Raw genomic sequence first — 18578 nt, 5'->3', positions numbered from 1 at the left:
AGCAACAGCTACAACCAGTTGCCGGAGCTCGAGGGCATCTGGATCGCATCGGGGCCGCCGGTGTCCACCAGTGCGCCGAGGAAGATGCTCAGCAGCGAAATGAAGATGCTCGCGAACATCGCGGTCCAGAAGCCGGACACCTTGAAGCCGCGCACCAGCGCCGACACCAGCAGGATCATCAGCGCGTTGATCACCAGCAGGAACAGGCCGAAGGTCAGCAGCGTCAGCGGGAGGGTCAGCACGATCAGCAGCGGCTTGACCACCGCGTTGGCGAAGCCCAGCAGCAGCGCGGAGATCACCAGCGATCCGGTGCTTTCGAACTTGATCCCGCGAAAGATGTAGCTTGCCACCCAGAGCGAAAGGGCGGTGATGGCCCAGTGCAGCAGGAAGGGCGCCAGGGAGTTCAGCATGTAGCGGCTCGCGGTTTCGGGAATGGAGCCGCGATCATATCGGCGGCCGCTGCGGGCGGCGCCGTCAGGCCCGATGGCGACGGTTCGAGAGCTTGGTCAGCAATTCGTCGGCGACCTCGAACGCACGATGTTCCATGACGGCCACCGGGTAGCTGCCGAGGCGCAGGCGGTCGTAGATCACGGTCGCATAACTGAACTCGGCTCCCAGGGCCGCCGCCGCGTCCTGCAGGCATTCGGCGACCGACGGCAGGCCTTCGCGCGCATAGCGGCGGGTGCCGTCGCCGATTCCGACGTACGCGTTGAAATGGCCGTCCTCGCGTTTCGTGATCTCGACCTCAGGCTGCATGACTCACTCTTCCCATAACTTCATTCGACGGTCCGCCCGCCGGAGCGGAACTCTCGACCATACAAAGAGATGCGCAGTTGCGCCATCACCGAAAACCGTGAGTGAGGCCCGATCGGCAACGGCGCAGTCTAGAGGTCGGCGAAACCCGAGTTGCCGCTGTGGTCCCGGGACTGCCACTCGGCGAGCCAGAGTTCCACGCGCGTCGCCACGCGGTCCAACGCCACCTTGCGGTCGCTGTCCAGGTTGGACAGCAGCATGCGGCAGCGCAGCACGCCGTTCTCGTGCAGCTCCGCGAGGCCGCCGTAGGACTGGTCTTCGCCGCGCTTGAGCTGGAGGCTGAAGGTCCAGCCCTCGGGCAGGGCCAGCGAAAGTTCGAGGCTGCAGTCTGGTTCGTCCATCAGGGTTCCTGGCCCCGGGCTTGGGGCCGGGACAGCATACCCCTGCGCGGCCACCGTGTTCCAGCGTCAAATCACATGCGGATGGCGTGCTCTTTCGTACAGCGTGCGGGCCAGTTCGCGGTGGCGCTCGAGCAGAGGGGCGAGTTCCAGATCGGCGAAGCGCCCGTCGCGGATCCGCACCCGGCCGTTGATCACGTTCAGTGCCGCGGCGCCAGGCTGGCAGAACACCAGCGCGGCCACCGGGTCGTGGCCGGCGCCCGCGTGCGCGACCCCGCGCAGGTCGAACGCCACGATGTCGGCCGACATGCCCGGCGCGAGCGCGCCGATGTCGTCGCGGCCGAGCACGCGGGCGCCGCCGAGGGTGGCGATCTCCAGCGCCTCCCGGGCGGTCATCGCGGCCGGGCCGAAACCCACGCGCTGCAGCAGCATGGCCTGGCGCGCTTCGCCCAGCAGGTGGGCGCCGTCGTTCGAGGCGCTGCCGTCGACGCCCAGGCCCACCGGCACGCCGGCGCGCCGCATCGCGCCGATCGGCGCGATGCCCGAGGCCAGCCGCATGTTCGAGCACGGGCAATGCGCCACGCCGGTGCCGGTGCGGCCGAAGAGGGCGATGCCGGCCTCGTCGAGCTTGACGCAGTGGGCATGCCAGACGTCGCGGCCGACCCAGCCCAGGTCCTCGGCGTACTCGGCCGGCGTCATGCCGAACTTCTCGCGCGAATAGGCGATGTCGTTGTCGTTCTCCGCCAGGTGGGTGTGCAGCGAGACGCCGCGCTCGCGCGCGAGTTCGGCCGACAGCCGCATCAGGTCGCGCGAGACCGAGAACGGCGAGCAGGGCGCGAGCACGATGCGGCGCATCGCGTGGCGCGAGGGGTCGTGCCAGCGGCCGATCAGGCGCTCGCTGTCGCGCAGGATCGCGGCTTCGGTCTCGACCACCTCGTCGGGCGGCAGGCCGCCGAGGCTCTTGCCCACGCTCATGCTTCCGCGCGCGGCGTGGAAGCGCATGCCCATCGCGTCGGCGGCCTCGATCGAGTCGTCGAGCCGCGAACCGTTCGGAAACAGGTAGAGATGGTCGCTGGTCGTGGTGCAGCCGGAAAGCATCAACTCGGCCATCGCGGTCTGCGTCGAGACCCGGATCATCTCGGGCGTGATGCGGGCCCACAGCAGATAGAGGCTGGTGAGCCAGCCGAACAATTCGGCATCCTGCGCTTCGGGCACCGCGCGCGTGAGGCTCTGGTACATGTGGTGGTGCGTGTTGACCAGCCCGGGCAGCACCACGTGGCCGCGCAGGTCGATCGCCTCGGCCCGGCCGCTGGCCAGCGCTTCGGCGTAGACCGGCGGCAGGTCGGCGGTGGCGCCGACCCAGGCCACAGCCGGGCCCTCGGTCACGACCGCGCCGTCGGGGATCTCGCGCCGGGCGGCGTCCATGGTGACCAGCACGTCGGCGTGGCGCAGGATCAGCGGGCGCGAGGCTGTCGCGGAAGTGTTCATGTCATTCGGTTCCGTGTGAAGTTCCGGCGGCGAGCGCCAGCGCGCGCTCCTTCGACAGCACGCCGTTGTAGAAGAGGTTCAGCAGCACCGCCACGCAAGTTCCGAGCACGATACCGCTGTGCGTGAGGGGATGGGTCCAGGCCGGGAAGTGCTGGAAGAAGTTGGGCGAGAGCGTCGGCACCAGCCCGAGGCCGATCGAGATCGCGATCACGTGCAGCGCATGCCGATTCTGGCTGTAGTCGATCGATCCGAGGATGCGCACCCCGGTCGCCGCCACCATGCCGAACATCACGATGCCCGCGCCCCCGAGCACGAAGGTGGGCACCGAGGCCACGATGTGCGCCACCTTCGGGAGCAGCGCGAGCGTGATCAGGAACAGGCCCGCCAGCGCGGCGACGTAGCGCGAGCGCACGCCGGTCACGGTCACCAGCCCGACGTTCTGCGAAAAGGAGGTGTAGGGAAAGGTATTGAAGACGCCGCCGATCACGGTGCCCAGGCCGTCGGCGCGCAGGCCGCGCGTGAGCGCATCGGACGTGATCCGCCGCCCGGTGATGGCGCCGAGTGCCAGGAACATGCCGGTCGATTCGACCAGCGTGATCAGCATCACGATGCACATCGAGACGATGGCGCCGAACTCGAAGCGCGGCAGGCCGAAATGGAAAGGCGTCGTGATCGCCAGCCAGCCGGCCTCCTCGAGGCCGTCGAAGTGCATGCGGCCGAGCGCCAGCGACAGCACGACGCCGGCCAGGATCCCGAGCAGCACCGAGATGTTGGCCACCAGGCCGCGGCCGAAGCGCGAGAGCACGATCACCACGGCCAGCACGACGGCGGCGATCGCCAGGCTGGCCGGATCGCCGTAGGCCGGGTTGGCCGCCGCATGGGGAACACCGTCGATGACCGTGGACTGCGTCGGCTGGCCGCCGGCGGCCCAGTGGATCGCCACGCCCATCAGAGAGACCCCGATCAGCGTGATCACGGTGCCGGTCACCAGCGGTGGGAAGACCCCGAGCAGCCGGCCCATCAGCGGGGCCACCGCGATGCCGAAGAGGCCGGCCGCGATCGTCGCGCCGTAGATCGCCGGCAGGCCGAGCGAGGGATCGATGCCGATCGCGATCATCGGCCCGACCGCCGCGAAGGTCACGCCCATCATGACCGGCAGGCGGATGCCGAAGCACCAGACGCCCAGTGCCTGCACCAGGGTGGCGATGCCGGCGGCGAGCAGGTCGGCGTTGACCAGGAAGGCGATGTCCGACTTCGACAGCCCCAGCGCGCTGCCGACGATCAGCGGCACGGCGATGGTGCCGGCGTACATCACGAGCACGTGCTGCAGGCTCAGCGCTGCGCAGCGGGGAAGGGGAATCTTCTGGTCGACCGCGTTGCTGTCGGGGGCTTGGGTCGTCGATGGCGTGGCAGGCATAGGGGACCTTTCTGAGTGCGTCGAGAGGCTGGATGCGGCCGCAGTCTAGGCAGCGAGGACGTGCACACGCAAAGTCATTGTTTCGATCATGTTGTCCACAAAAAGTGGACAGGCCGCGCTGCGCTCAGGGTGCCAGCAGACTGTCGAGGCAGCGGATGATCTGCCCGGCCAGCAGGCCCGAGGCCGGCTCGGGCTCGCCGCCGGCGCGCGTCACGAGCTTGAGCGTCTGAGGCGACAGGCCGGTGTCGCGCAACGGCATGAAGACCAGGGAGCCGGCACGGCGTTCCTCGTCGATGTCGAGCCGGTTGAGCAGCGCGATGCCGGCGCCCTGAACGACCAGTCGCCGCATCAGCGCGGTCGACGTGGTCTCGATGATCGGCGAGACGCTGATCGCCGAGCGCCGGAATGCGCCGTCCAGGATCGGGCGCAGCGAGAGCGTGGGCGAGGGCAGGATCAGCGGGTGGCCGACGCACTCCGAGAGCACCGTGGTGGCTTGCGCGGTCAGCGGATGGCCGGGCGGAACGACGGCGCCGATCGGCCATTCGCTCGTGAACAGGGTTCGGAAACCGGCGCTTTCGGGAACGTCATAGGCCAGTCCGAGGTCGGCGTCGCCGTCGCGAACGCTGCGCAGGACCGCTTCGATCGGCAGATCGAGCAGCCGCAGCCGGATGCCCGGATGGGCGGCACGGAAGCGCTGCGCCACCATCGGCAGGAAGGCGCCTGCCAGGCCCGCCATCGTCGCCAGCGACGTCTCGCCTTCGCGCAGGCCGCGCACTTCCTCGATGCGCTGGCGCACGGCGTCGAAGTCCCGCAGCGTGCTGCGCGCATGCGCGAGCACGATTTCCCCGACCGGCGTGAGCTTGAGCGAGTTGTGAATGCGATCGAACAGCGGCGCCCCCAGCGCCTCCTCGAGATTGAGGATCTGCCGGTTGACCGCCGTCGGCACCACGTGCAGCTGCTCCGCGGCCTTGCGGATCGAGCCGGCGCGAACCACCTCGACGAAATAGCGGACGACCTTGGCGTGCATGGTGGCGCGGATTCTGCACGAGCCGGCGTGCCGGATTTTTTCGCACGCCCCCTGTTCAGGTGCTGCGCCGCTGCCGATAGCTTGGGGTGGACACACGGAGCAACCCTCATTCCGGCGAGCCGGGCTACCGCATCCTGATGCGCGAAGGGTGCAGGTTGGTCTATGGCCACATGCCGCTGCCGGAATTCCTGGCGCTGATGAAGCAGGCCCACGACACCGAGCTGCTGCACGCCGGCCTGGCGCGCATGCTGGACGCGACCGCCGTCATCGGCAGCCCCGCGGCGCTGGCGCGGCTGCGCCTGCGCGAGACGCCCGCCGCCATCGAACGCATGCGCGCGCAACTGGGCCGGGCCGCGCTGCGCCTGGACCCGCAGTCGCTGCGCTGGCTCGCGGCCGGCGAGCAGGGGCCCGCGAGCCTCGCGCTGTTCGTGCTGCTGACCGGCGTACGGCCGCGCCACTATCGGCAGGCGGCGCCGGCGTTGCCGCGCGACGCGGGCGCATTCCGGCGTTGCCGGCTCCTGATCGAGCAGGTGCCGGCGCTGCGCCACGCGTTGCCGCTGCTGGCGCAGCGCGTCGCCGAGCCCGGCGTGGCGGAATGGGCCGCGCTCGCGCAGGCGTGGGAGGACCTTTGCACCCAGATGGACCACGAGGCGCCGGACTGGCGAGAGGGTCCGTTCAAGGCCCCCGGCGTGACCGCGATGCTGGCCTGCTTTCGCGAGCTCGAGCTGGCCTAGGGCCGGCGGACCGACGGCGGGCGCCGCGGGAACAGCCAGCAGCGCTTGCGCCGGCTCCTCGCCGCGGCCAGGCGTTCACGCTCGCCGTAGGCGGTCCGCTCGGATTCGAGCGCCGCCCCCAGCGCGGCCAGATTGGCCTGGTTGTATTCCCAGGCGGCGGCGACCACGAAATGGCCGATCCGCCCGGCATCGGGCTTGGGCGTGATCACGATGTGGCTGGCGCCCATCGCCTGCAGCAATTCGGAGCGCTCGGCCGCGAGCGTGATGCCTTCGCGGTAGCTCTCGATGTCCCGGTTCAGGCAGAACCGGATCAGCGTCACGGTCGAGAAACGCTCGGCGATGAACGCCACCAGTTCGAGCAGGATGATCCGGCCGATCTTCAGGCCGTGGAGGCGCTGGGCCGCCTCGGTGCGGGAGGGCGTGAAATGCTCGATGCGGATCTCGGTGCCGCCACGGCTCACCGGCACCGGATCCAGGGTGCCGAGGTGTTGATCGCCGTAATGCACGAGCATCGGGCCGCCGAGGACGCAGGTTTCCAGGGCGGGTCCTGTAACGCGCAGGCTGTGGGTGCTCATGCTTGATTGTTGAGCCGGGGGCGCCATTCGAATCGGTCGAACAGCGCGGTGTTTGCCCCATCAGTTCGCGCGGCTACTCGGTGCGGGCTACAGTCGCTGGCGTTTTCGCCGCTCACAACAACAACGACAACGACCCATGCTTTCTCCCGTCCGGGCGTCCGAAGCGCCCGCCGGCGTCTCGTCTCCCACCGCTTCGCGCCAGCTGCTGCTGGGTCTCAGCCTGATCCTCATCGCGTTCAACCTGCGGCCGGTGTTCGGCAGCCTGTCGGTGCTGCTGCCCGAGGTCATGCGGGACACCGGCCTCACGCCCTCGGGCGCCAGCCTGCTGACGACGCTGCCGCTGCTGTGCCTGGGCCTGTTCGCGGCACCGGCACCGGCGCTGGCGCGCCGCTTCGGTCCGGAGCGCACCTTGCTCGGCGCCCTGCTCCTGATCTGCATCGGCACGGTGCTGCGCGGAACCGGCAGCCTGCCGATGCTGTTCTTCTCGTCGGCGCTGGCAGGCGCCGGCATTGCGGTCGGCAATGTGCTGCTGCCGGGACTGGTCAAGCGCGACTTCGCCAGCCGCGCCGCGATGATGACCGGCCTCTACACGCTGGCCATCTGCGCCGGTGCCGCCAGTTCGGCCGCCTTCTCGGTGCCGCTGGAGCGCCTGTTCGACGGCTCGTGGACCCTGGCGCTGGCCTCGTGGGCCGTGCCGGCGGTGCTGGTGCTGCTGCTGTGGGCGCCCCGGGCGCTGGCGGCACGGCCTCGGCCGGCCCATGCCAGCATCCATTCGGGCGGCCTGCGGCGCAATGCGCTGGCCTGGCAGGTGACCTGCTTCATGGGCCTGCAGTCGTCGCTCGCGTACATCGTGATGGGATGGCTGCCGCCGATGCTGCGCGAACGCGGCCTCGACAGCACCACCGCCGGCTATGTGCTGGCGCTGTCGATCCTGGTGCAGCTCGCCACCTGCCTGGTCACGCCGTCGATCGCCGCGCGCTGCCGTGACCAGCGCGGGCTGGCGCTGGGGCTGACGGCGATCATCCTGGCGTCGATGCTGGCTTTCCTGTTCGCGCCGCTGGGCGGACGCTGGTTCTGGGCCGTGCTGCTGGGCTGCGGCCAGGGCGGCTCCTTCGCGCTGGCGTTGAGCCTGATCGTGATGCGCTCACCGGACGACACCGTGGTCGCGCAGCTCTCGGCGATGGCGCAGGGCTGGGGCTACGTGCTCGCAGCCGCCGGCCCGCTGATCGCCGGCCTGCTGCGCGGCTGGACCGGCAGCTTCGAATCGTCGGCCGTCTTGATGGTCCTCATCGCCGCCGGGATGGCGTGGAGCGGATGGGGCGCAGGGCGAAGGATGTTCGTGCGCCCCGGGCCGGCTCGATCCTGAGGCGTCGACTGGCGCCTAGCCCAGGTCGAACGCCTGGCGGAACGCGGCGCAGAATTCAGGCGTGCCGCTGATCGACAGGCTGAGCGTATGGCGGGCCGCGCCCGCCGGCCCGGCCTGCACCCGCAGCCGTCCTGCTGCCGGGTCGAACTCGATCGTCTCCGGCAGGTTGATCTCCTGCATGCCCTGCAGGTCGTAGTCCCAGTCGCCCCCGTCACCCACCGGAGCGCCGGGTCCGCCGAAGCCGGCGTGCGCCCATTCCAGCACGCGCACGATCTCGGCGTGCACGGCCGGGACCTGCTGCGCACCGGTGCTCGCCATCGCGTCGAAGACGCCGACGCCCTCGGTGTCCTCGCTGTAGTCGAAATCCAGGTAGTCCAGCGTCATGTGCCTCCGGCAAGGTTCCAACCGGCGATCATCCGCGATCCGGCGAAGGCCCATCGGGTGGAGCCGCCCCCGGGTTCGACGCCTGCGCGAGCAGCCACTCGCGAAAAAGCGTGAGCGCGGGCCGCTCGTCCTGCGCCGCCGGCGTCACCAGGAAGTAGCTGCGCTCGCCACGCAGCGGCCGGTCGCAGGCCACGATCAGTTCGCCCCGCGCCAGTTCGGCCTCGATCAGCATGCGCGGCATCAGCGCCACGCCCAGTCCGTGGGCGGCGGCGGTGGCGAGCATCGAGAACAGCTCGTAGCGCGGGCCGCTGTGGGCGCCCGGCGCCTCGACGCGCTGGGCGTCGAACCATTGGCGCCAGCCCTCGGGGCGGGTGCTCTGCTGCAGCAGCGGCAGCCGCGCGATGGCGGCCGGCGAGAGCTGCCCGCGCGGCGCGATCAGGGCCGGGCTGCAGACCGGCAGCACGTCCTCGTTGAGCAGCGCGGTCGACCGCGTGCCGGCCCAGTTGGCGGTCTGCGCGGGCGTGCCGGTGTAGAGCGCGGCATCGAAGGCGGTCTCGTTGAACAGGAATGGGCGGGTGCGGGTCTCGATGTGGACCGTGATGTCGGGATGCCGCGCCGCGAAGTCGGGCAGGCGCGGGATCAGCCAGCGGGTCGCGAAGGTCGGCACCGCCGCCAGTTGCAGCGAGCCGCCCAGGCCCTGGCGGGCCATGGCGTCGAGCGTGTCGCGCTCCATGGTGTCGAGCTGGCGCGCGATCTGGCGCGCATAGTCGGCTCCGGCCGGCGTCAGCGCCACGCCATGGCGGGTGCGCCGGAACAAGGCCATGCCCAGGAAGGCCTCGAGCGCGGTGATCTGGCGCGAGACCGCGCTCTGCGTCAGGGCGAGTTCCTGCGCGGCGCGCGTGTAGCTTTCATGGCGGGCGGCGGCCTCGAAGCAGATCAGGGCCTGGGTGGAGGGGATCTTTCGGCGCATGGTATGCGAGCGTTACATAGTTGGATGGGCGCTTGCATCTATGGCAAGCCTGCGAGCTATTGTGCTTTGAAGTTCCCAGAACGCATAACTGGGTGTGGAATCGTCGTTTGCGCTCGCTATGCGCCGCGCTTACGATCGGGGCCAACCTCAGCACCCCTCAACGGAGACTTCACATGGCCCACGCCGCCTTTCATTGGGACGACCCCCTGCTGCTCGACCAGCAACTCACCGACGACGAGCGCATGGTGCGCGATGCCGCCAACGCCTACTGCCAGGAGCGCCTCGCCCCGCGCGTCATCGAAGGCTTTCGCAGCGGCGAGACCGATCCGGCGATCTTCCGCGAGATGGGCGCCCTGGGCCTGCTGGGCCCGACGATCCCCGAGCAGTACGGTGGTCCCGGCCTCAACTACGTCTGCTATGGCCTGATCGCCCGTGAAGTCGAGCGCGTCGACTCCGGCTACCGTTCGATGGCCAGCGTGCAGAGCTCGCTGGTGATGGTGCCGATCAACGAATTCGGCACCGAGGCGCAGAAGCAGAAGTACCTGCCCAAGCTCGCCACCGGCGAGTGGATCGGCTGCTTCGGCCTGACCGAACCCGACCACGGCTCCGACCCCGGCAGCATGGTCACGCGCGCCAAGAAGGTGCCCGGCGGCTATTCGCTCAGCGGCGCCAAGATGTGGATCAGCAACAGCCCGATCGCCGACGTCTTCGTCGTCTGGGCCAAGGAAGTCAGCGAAAGCGGCACGGTCGGCCCGATCCGCGGCTTCGTGCTCGAGAAGGGCGCGAAGGGCCTGAGCGCACCGGCGATCCACGGCAAGGTCGGCCTGCGCGCCTCGATCACCGGCGAGATCGTGATGGACAACGTGTTCTGCCCCGAAGAAAACGCCTTCCCCGAAGTGCAGGGCCTGAAGGGCCCGTTCACCTGCCTCAACAGCGCCCGCTACGGTATCTCGTGGGGCGCACTCGGTGCCGCCGAGGACTGCTGGCACCGCGCCCGCCAGTACACGCTCGACCGCAAGCAGTTCGGCCGCCCGCTCGCGGCCAACCAGCTGATCCAGAAGAAGCTGGCCGACATGCAGACCGAGATCACGCTGGGCCTGCAGGGCTGCCTGCGCCTGGGCCGCATGAAGGACGAGGGCACCGCCTCGGTCGAAGTCACCTCGCTGCTCAAGCGCAACTCCTGCGGCAAGGCGCTCGACATCGCGCGGCTGGCCCGCGACATGATGGGCGGCAACGGCATCAGCGACGAGTTCGGCGTGGCCCGCCACCTGGTCAACCTCGAGGTGGTCAACACCTACGAAGGCACGCACGACATCCATGCGCTGATCCTGGGCCGCGCGCAAACCGGCATCGCCGCCTTCGCCAATTGAGGTCCACCCCCGTCGCTGGCGCACTTCGTGTCGCCGCCTCCCCCCTCAAGGGGGCGGCGCGGCCGCTTCGGGCGGCCGTGCGCGGCGCGCCTGCTGGAAGTAAGCTGCAACGCGTGTGCGTCCTCTCATGAACATGTCCTCTTCTTCCTCCCCTTCTTCAGAAGGCGCCCTCGCGGGCCTCAAGGTCCTCGACCTGTCGCGCGTGCTCGCGGGCCCGTGGTGCACCCAGATCCTCGCGGACCTGGGAGCCGACGTGATCAAGATCGAGCGGCCGGGCGTCGGCGACGACACGCGCAGCTGGGGTCCGCCCTTCCTCAAGGATGCGGACGGCCAGGACACCCACCAGGCCACCTACTTCACGGCCTGCAACCGCAACAAGCGCTCGGTCACGATCGACATGGCCACGCCCGACGGCCAGGCGCTGCTCAAGCGCATGGCGGCCGAGAGCGATATCCTGGTCGAGAACTTCAAGACCGGCGGCCTCAAGCAGTACGGCCTCGACCATGAGAGCCTGCGCGCCGCCAATCCGCGCCTCATCTACTGCAGCGTCACCGGCTTCGGCCACGACGGCCCGCATGCCATGCGGGCCGGCTACGACCTGATGATCCAGGCCACCACCGGCATGATGAGCATCACCGGCCGGCCCGACGAGGCGCCCGGCGGCGGACCGCTGCGGGTCGGCGTCGCGCTGACCGACCTCTTCACCGGCGTCTATGCGAGCACCGCGATCCTGGCCGCGATCGAGGTCCGGCACCGCACCGGAGAGGGCCAGCACATCGACATGGCGCTGCTCGACGTCGGCATGGCGATCCTGGCCAATCAGGCCAGCGCCTTCCTCAATACCGGCGTGGCGCCGCAGCGCCAGGGCAACAGCCATCCGAGCCTGGCGCCCTACCAGGACTTCCGCACAGCCGACGGCGCGATGCTGCTGGCGATCGGCAACAACGGCCAGTTCGCGCGCTTCTGCGAAGCCGCCGGCCATCCGGAGTGGGCCGCCGATCCGCGCTTCGCCACCAACACGCTGCGCGTCAAGCACCGCGAGGTGCTGATCCCGCAGATGGAGGCCGTGACCCGCACGCGCAGCACGGCCGATTGGATCGCGCTGCTCGAGGACAAGGCCGTGCCCTGCGGCCCGATCAATGACATCGCCCAGGCCTTCGAGGACGACCAGGTCAAGGCGCGCGGCCTGGCCGTGAGCCTGCCGCGCGACGCCGACGACGGCATCGCGCACATCGTCGGCGTGGCCAGCCCGCTGCGGCTGCAGGCCACGCCCCCGGTGCTGCGCCGGGCGCCACCCGCGCTCGGTCAGCACACCGACGAGGTGCTGGCCGAGTTCGGCATCGACGAAGCCAGGCGCGCAGCGCTGCGGGCGGCGGGCGTGGTGTGACCGCGCCGGGCGCTTCCACCGCGGAGCGCTCGACGCGCGCCGCGGCTGCGCCCGCACCCGACACGCTGACGCCGGCCGACCGCTACCAGGAGCTTTTCGTCGCGGTCCAGTCGGGGCGCGTCTTCACCGACAGCAAGACCTTCGTCGATTGCGCGCCACGCGCCGAGCCGGAAGCCATCCTGGCGGCCTACAGGGCGCAGTGCGGCGAACCCGGCTTCGATCTCGCGGCCTTCGTGCAGGCGAGCTTCGAGCTGGTCGAGCCGGCGCCTAGCGACTACGTGTCGGTTCCGGGACAGCCGATCGCGGCGCACATCGACGACCTGTGGCCGGTGCTGACGCGGCATCCCCAGGCGCATCCGCCGCGCTCCTCGCTGCTGCAGCTGCCCCATCCGTACCTGGTGCCGGGCGGACGCTTCCGCGAGCTCTACTACTGGGATTCCTACTTCACGCTGCTGGGCCTGCCCGGCGAGCGGCATCGGCCGCTGGTGCGCGACATGGTCGAGAATTTCGCCTACCTGATCGACACCTATGGCCATGTGCCGAACGGCACGCGCAGCTACTACCTGGGTCGCTCGCAGCCCCCCGTGTTTGCGCTGATGGTCGAACTCGCGCAGCAGCAGGGCGCGGTCGACGCGCGCGACTTCCTGCCGCAGCTGCGGCGCGAGCATGCCTGGTGGATGGCCGGCAGCGAGGGCCTGGCGCCGGGAGAAGCGAGCCGGCACGTGGTGCGGCTGCCCGGCGGCGCCCTGCTCAATCGCTATTGGGCCGAGCGCGACACGCCGCGCGAGGAGTCGTGGATCGAAGACGCGGCCACGGCGCAGGCCTGCGATCGCGAGCCGGCCCTGATCTACCGTGAGATCCGCGCGGCCTGCGAGTCGGGCTGGGACTTCAGCACCCGCTGGATGCGCGAGCCATCGCCGCCGAGCGACGGGCAGCCCTGCGCCCACGTGCGCGCCGCCACGGCCGCCTCGCTGGCCACGCTGTGCACCACCGACATCCTGCCGGTCGACCTGAACGCGTTCCTGCACAAGCTCGAATGCACGCTCGCCACCTTGAGCGCGCAGGCCGGCGACGCCGCCGCCGCGCGGGCCTGTTCGCAGCAAGCCGAGGCGCGCCGGGCCGCGATCGGCGAGCTCTTCTGGGACCCGCGGCAGGGCGCCTTCTTCGACCACGACTGGCGCCAGGGCGTGCGCCGCAGCTGCCTGACCGCCGCCAGCGTGGTGCCACTGTTCGTCGGCGTCGCGACCGCTGCCCAGGCCGAGGCGCTGGCCGAGACCTTGTCGCAGCGGCTGCTGGCGCATGGCGGGCTGTCGACCACCGAGTGCGGCAGCGACCAGCAGTGGGACCGCCCCAATGGCTGGGCGGCGCTGCAGTGGATGGCGGTCCGGGGGCTGGCCGACTACGGCCACGAGGCGCTGTCGCGCACCATCGCCAGGCGCTGGCTCGCGACCGTTGCCGCGCTCTACGAGCGCGAAGGCAAGCTGGTCGAGAAGTACGCCCTGCGGCGCGTCGAGCGCGACGACACCGCAGGCGGCGCCGGTGGCGAGTACCCGCTGCAGGACGGCTTCGGCTGGACCAACGGCGTCACGGCCGCATTGCTGGCCGAGCATCCGCAGCACACCGCGCATGGCTGCGTGGCGCACGCGGCGGTGCCGCAGCATCGCTGAGCAACCAAGGGATCTCGCTGCGGCCCACGCCCAGGTCGCGCAGCTCGAGCTCGCTCATCGAGCGCAGCTGGCGCTGGTCCAGCCGGCAGCGGCGCAGCGCGCGAACCCCGTCGAACAGGCGGGTGACGAAGGCGGACCGGGTCGACGGCATGGCGTGGCTCCTTGAATAGGAAGCCATCTTGCAAGCCCGCATGCTATTGTGGAAGTTGAGAATCCTGTCACCTCCAATCAGCTTTCCTGATGCGGCAACTCAACCTCGACCAACTGCGCACCCTGGTGTCGATCGCCGACCTCGGCAGCTTCTCCGCCGCGGCCCGGGCTTTGCACCTCGCGCAGCCCACCGTCAGCCTGCACGTCAGCGAGCTGGAATCCCGGCTCGGCGCGAAGCTGGTGGTGCGCGGCAGCCGCCGGATCGCGCCGACCGCGGCCGGGGCTGCGCTGGTCGAGCGCGCCCGCCAGCTGCTGCGCGATGCCGACGAGGCGGTCGCCGCGGTGCGGCGCCAGGCCGAGGGGCGGACCGGGCGGGTGCGCCTGGGCACGTCCACCGGCGTGGTGGTCGACCTGCTGCCGCAGGTGCTCGAAGCGCTCGAGGAGCGTCATGCGGGCATCGATGTCGAGGTCAGCATCCTGGGCTCAAACGAAGCGATGTCCCGGCTCGCCACGGGCACGCTCGACATCGGCCTGGTGGCGATGCCGCAGCCGCCGTTGCGCGACCTGGTGGTCACGCGCTGGCGCGACCAGCCGATGATGGCCTTCGTGCCGCGCAAGTGGAAGTCGCCGCAGCGCGCGACGCCGAAATGGCTGGCCCAGCAGCCGCTGATCGCCAACGACGCCAGCACCCACATGTACCGGCTCACGACCGAGTGGTTCGCGGCCGCGGGCGMGGCGCCGCGGCCGCGCATCGAGCTCAACTACGACGCCGCGATGCGCAGCCTGGTGGCCGCGGGCTACGGCGCCGCGGTGCTGCCCGTGCTGCCGGCCAGCGACAACCCGCTCGACGAACGCATGCGCATGCTGCCGCTGCGGCCGACGCTGACACGCCGGCTGGGCATCGCCCATCGGCCGCGCGCGGCACTCGACGGCGCCACCGAGAGCGTGCTGCAGATTCTCGCGACGTTCAGCCAGCGCTAGGCGTGACCCCCGGCAGGGCGCGTTTCACAGCGCCCGGCCGACCACCGCCAGCGCGAACACGGCCACGCCGAGCATCAGGTTCACGCCGACCAGCTTGCGGATCAGATTGAGGTTGGCGGCCGCCACCGGCCATTCGCGCGCCGCCACCGCGCGCACGAGCCGCGGAAAGGGCGCGAAGCGCAGGTGCAGGAACAAGGCCATCATCGCCAGTCCGACCGCGAACATCGCGTGCACGCTCCAGTGCACGCGCGCAAAACCGCCCGCCTGCCAGACCAGCAGCAGGCCGCTCGCGAGCAGCACGCCGATGGCGGACGACACGCCGACGAAGAAGCGAGCCAGCGTGGCTGCCATGAACGGCAGGCGCAGCGGCGGTTCGAGCGTCGCCACCGCCGAAGGCCGTACCGCGAAATGCATCACGGCCATGCCGCCGACCCAGAAGGCGGCGGCGAGCAGGTGGAGGAACAGCAGGAGGGCAGGAAGGAAGTGCATGGCGAAGCGTAGACGAGAACGCCGATGCCCTTGTCTTCAGCGCGGCTTCTGGAAGCCGCTGTCGATCCAGGCCTCGGCGCTGGCGGCGTTGAGCTTGAAGTCCGGTTTCACGCGCAGTTCGGCCAGCTCGCTGCCGGATTCGTCGTGCGCCCGCAGCATCGCGTGCGGATTGTCCTCGTCGGGCACGATCTGCAGCGACACGCGGATGCGTTCCGATCCCGCACCGACGCTGACGCTCTTGTTGAGTCGCGCATGCAGCTGCTGCTCATGGCGGCGCAGCACTTCGTTGGCGGTCTTCACCAGCGTGTGAAAGGCCGGCGCATCGAGCGGCTTGGGATTCTTCTTGTCGCGCCCCATGGTCCAGGGACCGACCAGCGCGGGCTCCGGATCGCCGTGGCGCGTCATCGCGACGGCCCAGCCGTCGTCGTCTTCGTTCTTGATCACGCGCGCGGTCCAGAGCTCGTCGCTCCAGAGGGTGGCTTGCTGGATCGGAGGGGCAGTGTCGGTGTCTGTCATGAGAGCATTCAAAAAATGGAAAGTCCGGTGCGGGCCGTGAACAGCTCGAGCGCCTTGAGCCCCAGCAGCGAATTGCCGGTGGCATCGAGCGCCGGCGACCAGACGCACAGTGTCAGCTTGTCCGGCACCACGGCAACGATGCCGCCGCCGACGCCGCTCTTGCACGGCAGGCCGATCGAGAAGGCGACGTCACCGGCGGCGTCGTAGGTGCCGCAGGTCAGCATCAGCGCATTGATGCGGCGCGCGTGCCGCTCGGTCGTGATCTCGGGCTCGCCGTCGATCGGATGGGCGCCGTCGCGGCACAGGAAACCGGCGGCGCGCGCCAGCTGCCGGCAGCTCATGCGGATCGCGCACTGGTGGAAGTACAGGCTGAGCACTTCGCGCACGTCGTTGTCGATCTTGCCGAAGCTCTTCATGAAGTTGGCCAGCGCGATGTTGCGAAAGCCGGTCACGGCCTCGGAGGCGGCCACTTCCTCGTCGTAGGCGATCGGCTCGCCGCAGAGCTCGGACATCAGCGCAAGCAGGTCGGCCTTGGCGTGGCCCAGGCTCACGAGCCGATCGGCCACCGCGATCGCGCCCGCGTTGATGAAGGGGTTGCGCGGCCGGCCCTGTTCGTGTTCCAGCTGCACCAGCGAATTGAAGGGATTGCCCGAAGGCTCGCGGCCGATCCGCTCCCACAGCACGTCGCCCAGGCGCCGCATCGCGAGCGTCAGCGTGAACAGCTTCGAGATGCTCTGGATCGAGAACGGCGTGGCGGCGTCGCCGGCCGAGGCCTCCTGGCCGTCGCAGGTCCTGAGCGCAATGCCGAACTGCTGCGCCGGCACCCGCGCCAGCGCCGGGATGTAGCTGGCGACCTGGCCCTCCGCGCCGAGCAGCGGACGCAGTTCGGCGTCGATGGCATCGAGCACCGGCTGGAAGTTCATGCCTGCGCTCCGGGCCGCCGGTTCACCAGCACGATGCCGAGCGCCACGCCGGTCAGCGCCAGCAGCAGCTGCAGCGTCAGCGGCTCCGAGAGCAGCAGCACGCCGAACACCAGCGCGAGCAGCGGCGTCAGGAAAGTGAAGGAGGAGATGCGCGTGGCCGGATAGTGGCGCAGCAGCCACATCCAGGCCAGGTAGCTCGCGAAGGCGCCGATCACGGTCTGCAGCGCGATCGAGAACCAGGCATAGGCCGAGTAGGTGAAGCTCCAGCGCTCGCCGAGCAGCAGCGACAGGAGCGGCGAGACCGCTGCGGTCACCGCGATTTGATAGAACAGCGTCTTCTCGGCGCTGGCGGTGGCGAGCCGGGTGGCGCGGATCGCCAGGGTGGTCAGCCCCCACAGCACGCCGCCGGTGAGTGCCAGCGCATCGCCGCGCAACTGGGCCGAGGTGCTGTGGCCGAAGCTCTCGCTGAAGGCCAGCACCACGCCCGCGAAGGCGATCGCCAGCCCCACCCACTGCAGGCCGTGCAGCCGCTCGGCCGGCACCCAGCGCGGCAGCAGCAGCGCCACCACGAAGGGCGAGGTATAGAGAAACACCGTGAGCCGCGACGCCGTCGTGAGCTGGAGCCCGAGGTAGATGCAGACGAACTCGCCCGCGAACAGCGCGCCCGCGAGCAGCCCGCCCGGCAGCGTGCCGTCGCGCTCGAACAGCGGCACGCCGCGCCGGGCGCACCAGGCCCAGAGCAGCACCACCGCACCCGCCATGCGGATCGAGGCCTGCCACAGCGGGGGCACTTCGGTGACCGTGGTCTTGATCAGGATTTGCTGCAAGCCCCAGAAGGCGCAGCAGGCGATGAGCAGGGAGGTGGCGCGAGGGTCGAGGTGGTGCTTGCGTTCGATCATTCTTCTTGTTTGTTCAGTGCGTCGCGTTTCGGGTAGGGCGGGCGGCCGCGCGTGCCGATCATCAGGTTGGGCAGCACCACCTCCACATCGGGCACCGTGCGCGCGGCGCGGTCCAGCGCCGCGGCCAGTTCGCGCGAGGGGACGCAGCCCTGCAGGTACACCCAGCGGCGCTGGATCACGACCCAGACGCTGCCGCGCCGCACGCCCGGCACCGCCGCCAGGGCCGCCTGCACCCGGGGCGCCAGCGCCTTGTCGTAGCGGTAGGCGTTGCTGTCGGCGCAGCGGCCGGCCAGCCAGCAGCTGGTGCCGCGCTCCAGGCGCGAGTGCATTTGCGCGCGCCGTTCCTCGGCGGTCATCAACGGGCCTTCCGGAACCGGGCAATTGCGCATGCCCGAAGACACCTGGAAGAACGGGTCGTCGAACCAGTTCTGCTTCTCGGGCTTCGGTGCTTCCTGCGCCGCCGCGGCTTCGACCGCGCACGCCACCGCCAGCAGCACCGCCGGCGCCGCCTTCAAAGCGGATGCTCCGTGTAGAAGCGCCCGCCGTGGAACAGCAGCGGCGAGGCGCCCGCGCTGTGCGTGCAGCGCTCGACCTCGCCGACGAAGATCACGTGGTCGCCCTCGTCGTAGCGGCTGCGGTTGAAGCACTCGAAGCTGGCCGCCGCGCCCACCAGCACCGGCGCACCGCCGATGCCCTCGGTGTAGGCGACCTCGCGCCAGCGATCGACGTTCTTGGTCGCGAAGCGCTCCGCCAGGCTCTTCTGGCTGGCGGAGAGGATGTTGATCGCGTAGTGCGAGCCGGTTCGCAGGGCCGCCATCGATGCCGCGCTGCGTGCCAGGCTCCAGAGCACCAGCGGGGGGTCGAGCGAGACCGAGTTGAAGGAGTTGGCCGTCAGGCCGACCAGCGCGCCGTTGGCGGCGCGCGCCGTGACGATGGTCACGCCGGTGGCGAACATGCCGAGCGATGCACGGAACTCGTCGAGGGAGAAGGAGGGCGGTTGCGCCTGGGCGGGTGCGGTCACGGAAGAGCGGGCAGTTGGAGGCCCATTTTGGCCGATCGGGCGCGAGGTCGCTGCCGCCGGCTC

General features: G+C 70.2%; 21 protein-coding genes. 6 read left to right on the top strand and 15 right to left on the bottom strand.

The window, feature by feature from the left end; genetic code table 11:
- Positions 1-8: 8 nt before the first annotated feature.
- The 6 genes from AC1DYK_RS30545 to AC1DYK_RS30520 all read right to left on the bottom strand — a co-directional run bounded on the left by AC1DYK_RS30545 (position 9) and on the right by AC1DYK_RS30520 (position 5083).
- Positions 9-410, bottom strand: coding sequence for a phage holin family protein (locus tag AC1DYK_RS30545; RefSeq protein WP_478169722.1), 402 nt, complete (start codon positions 408-410; stop codon positions 9-11).
- Positions 411-474: 64 nt separating this feature from the next.
- Positions 475-756 carry a hypothetical protein gene (locus tag AC1DYK_RS30540; protein WP_478169721.1) on the bottom strand — a complete coding sequence of 94 codons (282 nt, stop codon included), beginning with the start codon at positions 754-756 and terminating at the stop codon, positions 475-477.
- 128 nt (positions 757-884) lie between these two features.
- Positions 885-1154, bottom strand: coding sequence for a hypothetical protein (locus AC1DYK_RS30535; RefSeq protein WP_478169720.1), 270 nt, complete (start codon positions 1152-1154; stop codon positions 885-887).
- Between the two features lie 66 nt (positions 1155-1220).
- The gene (locus AC1DYK_RS30530; RefSeq protein ID WP_478169719.1) at positions 1221-2639 is read right to left on the bottom strand and encodes an 8-oxoguanine deaminase; all 1419 of its coding nucleotides are present in this window, start codon (positions 2637-2639) and stop codon (positions 1221-1223) included.
- Between the two features lies 1 nt (position 2640).
- Positions 2641-4056: a nucleobase:cation symporter-2 family protein gene (locus AC1DYK_RS30525; RefSeq protein WP_478169718.1), complete on the bottom strand. Its 1416-nt coding sequence runs from the start codon at positions 4054-4056 to the stop codon at positions 2641-2643.
- A 124-nt stretch (positions 4057-4180) separates the two neighbouring features.
- Positions 4181-5083 carry a LysR family transcriptional regulator gene (locus AC1DYK_RS30520; RefSeq protein WP_478169717.1) on the bottom strand — a complete coding sequence of 301 codons (903 nt, stop codon included), beginning with the start codon at positions 5081-5083 and terminating at the stop codon, positions 4181-4183.
- An 86-nt stretch (positions 5084-5169) separates the two neighbouring features.
- Between AC1DYK_RS30520 and AC1DYK_RS30515 the strand changes: the two genes are divergently transcribed.
- Positions 5170-5817, top strand: a complete 648-nt coding sequence (locus AC1DYK_RS30515) for a hypothetical protein (protein WP_478169716.1) — start codon at positions 5170-5172, stop codon at positions 5815-5817.
- Here the strand turns inward: AC1DYK_RS30515 and AC1DYK_RS30510 are convergent.
- Positions 5814-6392 carry a hypothetical protein gene (locus AC1DYK_RS30510; protein WP_478169715.1) on the bottom strand — a complete coding sequence of 193 codons (579 nt, stop codon included), beginning with the start codon at positions 6390-6392 and terminating at the stop codon, positions 5814-5816. The genes AC1DYK_RS30515 and AC1DYK_RS30510 overlap by 4 nt on opposite strands.
- Positions 6393-6528: 136 nt before the next feature.
- Here AC1DYK_RS30510 and AC1DYK_RS30505 point away from each other — a divergent pair, with 136 nt between their 5' ends.
- Positions 6529-7758 carry a CynX/NimT family MFS transporter gene (locus tag AC1DYK_RS30505; protein ID WP_478169714.1) on the top strand — a complete coding sequence of 410 codons (1230 nt, stop codon included), beginning with the start codon at positions 6529-6531 and terminating at the stop codon, positions 7756-7758.
- A 15-nt stretch (positions 7759-7773) separates the two neighbouring features.
- Here AC1DYK_RS30505 and AC1DYK_RS30500 read toward each other — a convergent pair whose 3' ends face one another.
- Both AC1DYK_RS30500 and AC1DYK_RS30495 read right to left on the bottom strand, forming a co-directional pair.
- The gene (locus tag AC1DYK_RS30500) at positions 7774-8142 is read right to left on the bottom strand and encodes a hypothetical protein (RefSeq protein ID WP_478169713.1); all 369 of its coding nucleotides are present in this window, start codon (positions 8140-8142) and stop codon (positions 7774-7776) included.
- A gap of 28 nt (positions 8143-8170) precedes the next feature.
- Positions 8171-9112 (bottom strand): LysR family transcriptional regulator, encoded by a 942-nt coding sequence (locus AC1DYK_RS30495; RefSeq protein ID WP_478169712.1) that lies wholly within the window; start codon positions 9110-9112, stop codon positions 8171-8173.
- Between the two features lie 173 nt (positions 9113-9285).
- On the opposite strand from AC1DYK_RS30495, the gene AC1DYK_RS30490 reads away from it, so the two are divergent.
- The 4 genes from AC1DYK_RS30490 (at position 9286) to AC1DYK_RS30475 (ending at position 14667) form a co-directional block, all read left to right on the top strand.
- The gene (locus tag AC1DYK_RS30490) at positions 9286-10482 is read left to right on the top strand and encodes an acyl-CoA dehydrogenase (RefSeq protein ID WP_478169711.1); all 1197 of its coding nucleotides are present in this window, start codon (positions 9286-9288) and stop codon (positions 10480-10482) included.
- A gap of 127 nt (positions 10483-10609) precedes the next feature.
- Entirely contained in the window at positions 10610-11869 is a 1260-nt protein-coding gene (locus AC1DYK_RS30485) for a CaiB/BaiF CoA transferase family protein (RefSeq protein WP_478169710.1), read from the top strand.
- A complete protein-coding gene (treF, locus tag AC1DYK_RS30480; protein ID WP_478169709.1) occupies positions 11866-13536 on the top strand; it encodes an alpha,alpha-trehalase TreF in 1671 nt (556 codons plus the stop codon). The genes AC1DYK_RS30485 and treF overlap by 4 nt, the downstream gene beginning before the upstream one ends.
- A 240-nt stretch (positions 13537-13776) precedes the next feature.
- Positions 13777-14667 carry a LysR family transcriptional regulator gene (locus tag AC1DYK_RS30475; protein WP_478169708.1) on the top strand — a complete coding sequence of 297 codons (891 nt, stop codon included), beginning with the start codon at positions 13777-13779 and terminating at the stop codon, positions 14665-14667.
- Between the two features lie 24 nt (positions 14668-14691).
- On the opposite strand, the gene AC1DYK_RS30470 is transcribed toward AC1DYK_RS30475, so the two are convergent.
- Genes AC1DYK_RS30470 through AC1DYK_RS30445 form a run of 6 tightly spaced genes read right to left on the bottom strand, consistent with a single transcriptional unit; the run spans position 14692 to position 18449 of the window.
- A complete protein-coding gene (locus AC1DYK_RS30470; protein WP_478169707.1) occupies positions 14692-15156 on the bottom strand; it encodes a CopD family protein in 465 nt (154 codons plus the stop codon).
- Positions 15157-15192: 36 nt separating this feature from the next.
- The gene (locus AC1DYK_RS30465; protein WP_478086479.1) at positions 15193-15672 is read right to left on the bottom strand and encodes a hypothetical protein; all 480 of its coding nucleotides are present in this window, start codon (positions 15670-15672) and stop codon (positions 15193-15195) included.
- An 8-nt stretch (positions 15673-15680) separates the two neighbouring features.
- Positions 15681-16595: a glutaminase gene (locus tag AC1DYK_RS30460; protein ID WP_478169706.1), complete on the bottom strand. Its 915-nt coding sequence runs from the start codon at positions 16593-16595 to the stop codon at positions 15681-15683.
- Positions 16592-17494: a DMT family transporter gene (locus AC1DYK_RS30455; protein WP_478169705.1), complete on the bottom strand. Its 903-nt coding sequence runs from the start codon at positions 17492-17494 to the stop codon at positions 16592-16594. The genes AC1DYK_RS30460 and AC1DYK_RS30455 overlap by 4 nt, the downstream gene beginning before the upstream one ends.
- Positions 17491-18009, bottom strand: coding sequence for a BON domain-containing protein (locus AC1DYK_RS30450; protein WP_478169704.1), 519 nt, complete (start codon positions 18007-18009; stop codon positions 17491-17493). Before AC1DYK_RS30450 ends, AC1DYK_RS30455 begins: the two co-directional genes overlap by 4 nt.
- Positions 18006-18449, bottom strand: a complete 444-nt coding sequence (locus tag AC1DYK_RS30445; protein ID WP_478169752.1) for a flavin reductase family protein — start codon at positions 18447-18449, stop codon at positions 18006-18008. Before AC1DYK_RS30445 ends, AC1DYK_RS30450 begins: the two co-directional genes overlap by 4 nt.
- Between the last annotated feature and the right edge of the window lie 129 nt (positions 18450-18578).

The sequence above is a fragment of the Variovorax sp. P2_H12 genome (assembly GCF_056403395.1).
Note: the sequence above shows the minus strand (reverse complement) of the source record. Positions and strands in the feature narration are given on the sequence as shown.

What these genes read in the sequence shown, in the direction of transcription:
- AC1DYK_RS30545 (WP_478169722.1), bottom strand. Translation starts at nt 410, where the DNA reads ATGCTGAACTCCCTGGCGCCCTTCCTGCTGCACTGGGCCATCACCGCC.
- AC1DYK_RS30540 (WP_478169721.1), bottom strand. Translation starts at nt 756, where the DNA reads ATGCAGCCTGAGGTCGAGATCACGAAACGCGAGGACGGCCATTTCAAC.
- AC1DYK_RS30535 (WP_478169720.1), bottom strand. Translation starts at nt 1,154, where the DNA reads ATGGACGAACCAGACTGCAGCCTCGAACTTTCGCTGGCCCTGCCCGAG.
- AC1DYK_RS30530 (WP_478169719.1), bottom strand. Translation starts at nt 2,639, where the DNA reads ATGAACACTTCCGCGACAGCCTCGCGCCCGCTGATCCTGCGCCACGCC.
- AC1DYK_RS30525 (WP_478169718.1), bottom strand. Translation starts at nt 4,056, where the DNA reads ATGCCTGCCACGCCATCGACGACCCAAGCCCCCGACAGCAACGCGGTC.
- AC1DYK_RS30520 (WP_478169717.1), bottom strand. Translation starts at nt 5,083, where the DNA reads ATGCACGCCAAGGTCGTCCGCTATTTCGTCGAGGTGGTTCGCGCCGGC.
- AC1DYK_RS30510 (WP_478169715.1), bottom strand. Translation starts at nt 6,392, where the DNA reads ATGAGCACCCACAGCCTGCGCGTTACAGGACCCGCCCTGGAAACCTGC.
- AC1DYK_RS30505 (WP_478169714.1), top strand. Translation starts at nt 6,529, where the DNA reads ATGCTTTCTCCCGTCCGGGCGTCCGAAGCGCCCGCCGGCGTCTCGTCT.
- AC1DYK_RS30500 (WP_478169713.1), bottom strand. Translation starts at nt 8,142, where the DNA reads ATGACGCTGGACTACCTGGATTTCGACTACAGCGAGGACACCGAGGGC.
- AC1DYK_RS30495 (WP_478169712.1), bottom strand. Translation starts at nt 9,112, where the DNA reads ATGCGCCGAAAGATCCCCTCCACCCAGGCCCTGATCTGCTTCGAGGCC.
- AC1DYK_RS30490 (WP_478169711.1), top strand. Translation starts at nt 9,286, where the DNA reads ATGGCCCACGCCGCCTTTCATTGGGACGACCCCCTGCTGCTCGACCAG.
- AC1DYK_RS30485 (WP_478169710.1), top strand. Translation starts at nt 10,610, where the DNA reads ATGAACATGTCCTCTTCTTCCTCCCCTTCTTCAGAAGGCGCCCTCGCG.
- AC1DYK_RS30470 (WP_478169707.1), bottom strand. Translation starts at nt 15,156, where the DNA reads ATGCACTTCCTTCCTGCCCTCCTGCTGTTCCTCCACCTGCTCGCCGCC.
- AC1DYK_RS30465 (WP_478086479.1), bottom strand. Translation starts at nt 15,672, where the DNA reads ATGACAGACACCGACACTGCCCCTCCGATCCAGCAAGCCACCCTCTGG.
- AC1DYK_RS30460 (WP_478169706.1), bottom strand. Translation starts at nt 16,595, where the DNA reads ATGAACTTCCAGCCGGTGCTCGATGCCATCGACGCCGAACTGCGTCCG.
- AC1DYK_RS30455 (WP_478169705.1), bottom strand. Translation starts at nt 17,494, where the DNA reads ATGATCGAACGCAAGCACCACCTCGACCCTCGCGCCACCTCCCTGCTC.
- AC1DYK_RS30445 (WP_478169752.1), bottom strand. Translation starts at nt 18,449, where the DNA reads ATGTTCGCCACCGGCGTGACCATCGTCACGGCGCGCGCCGCCAACGGC.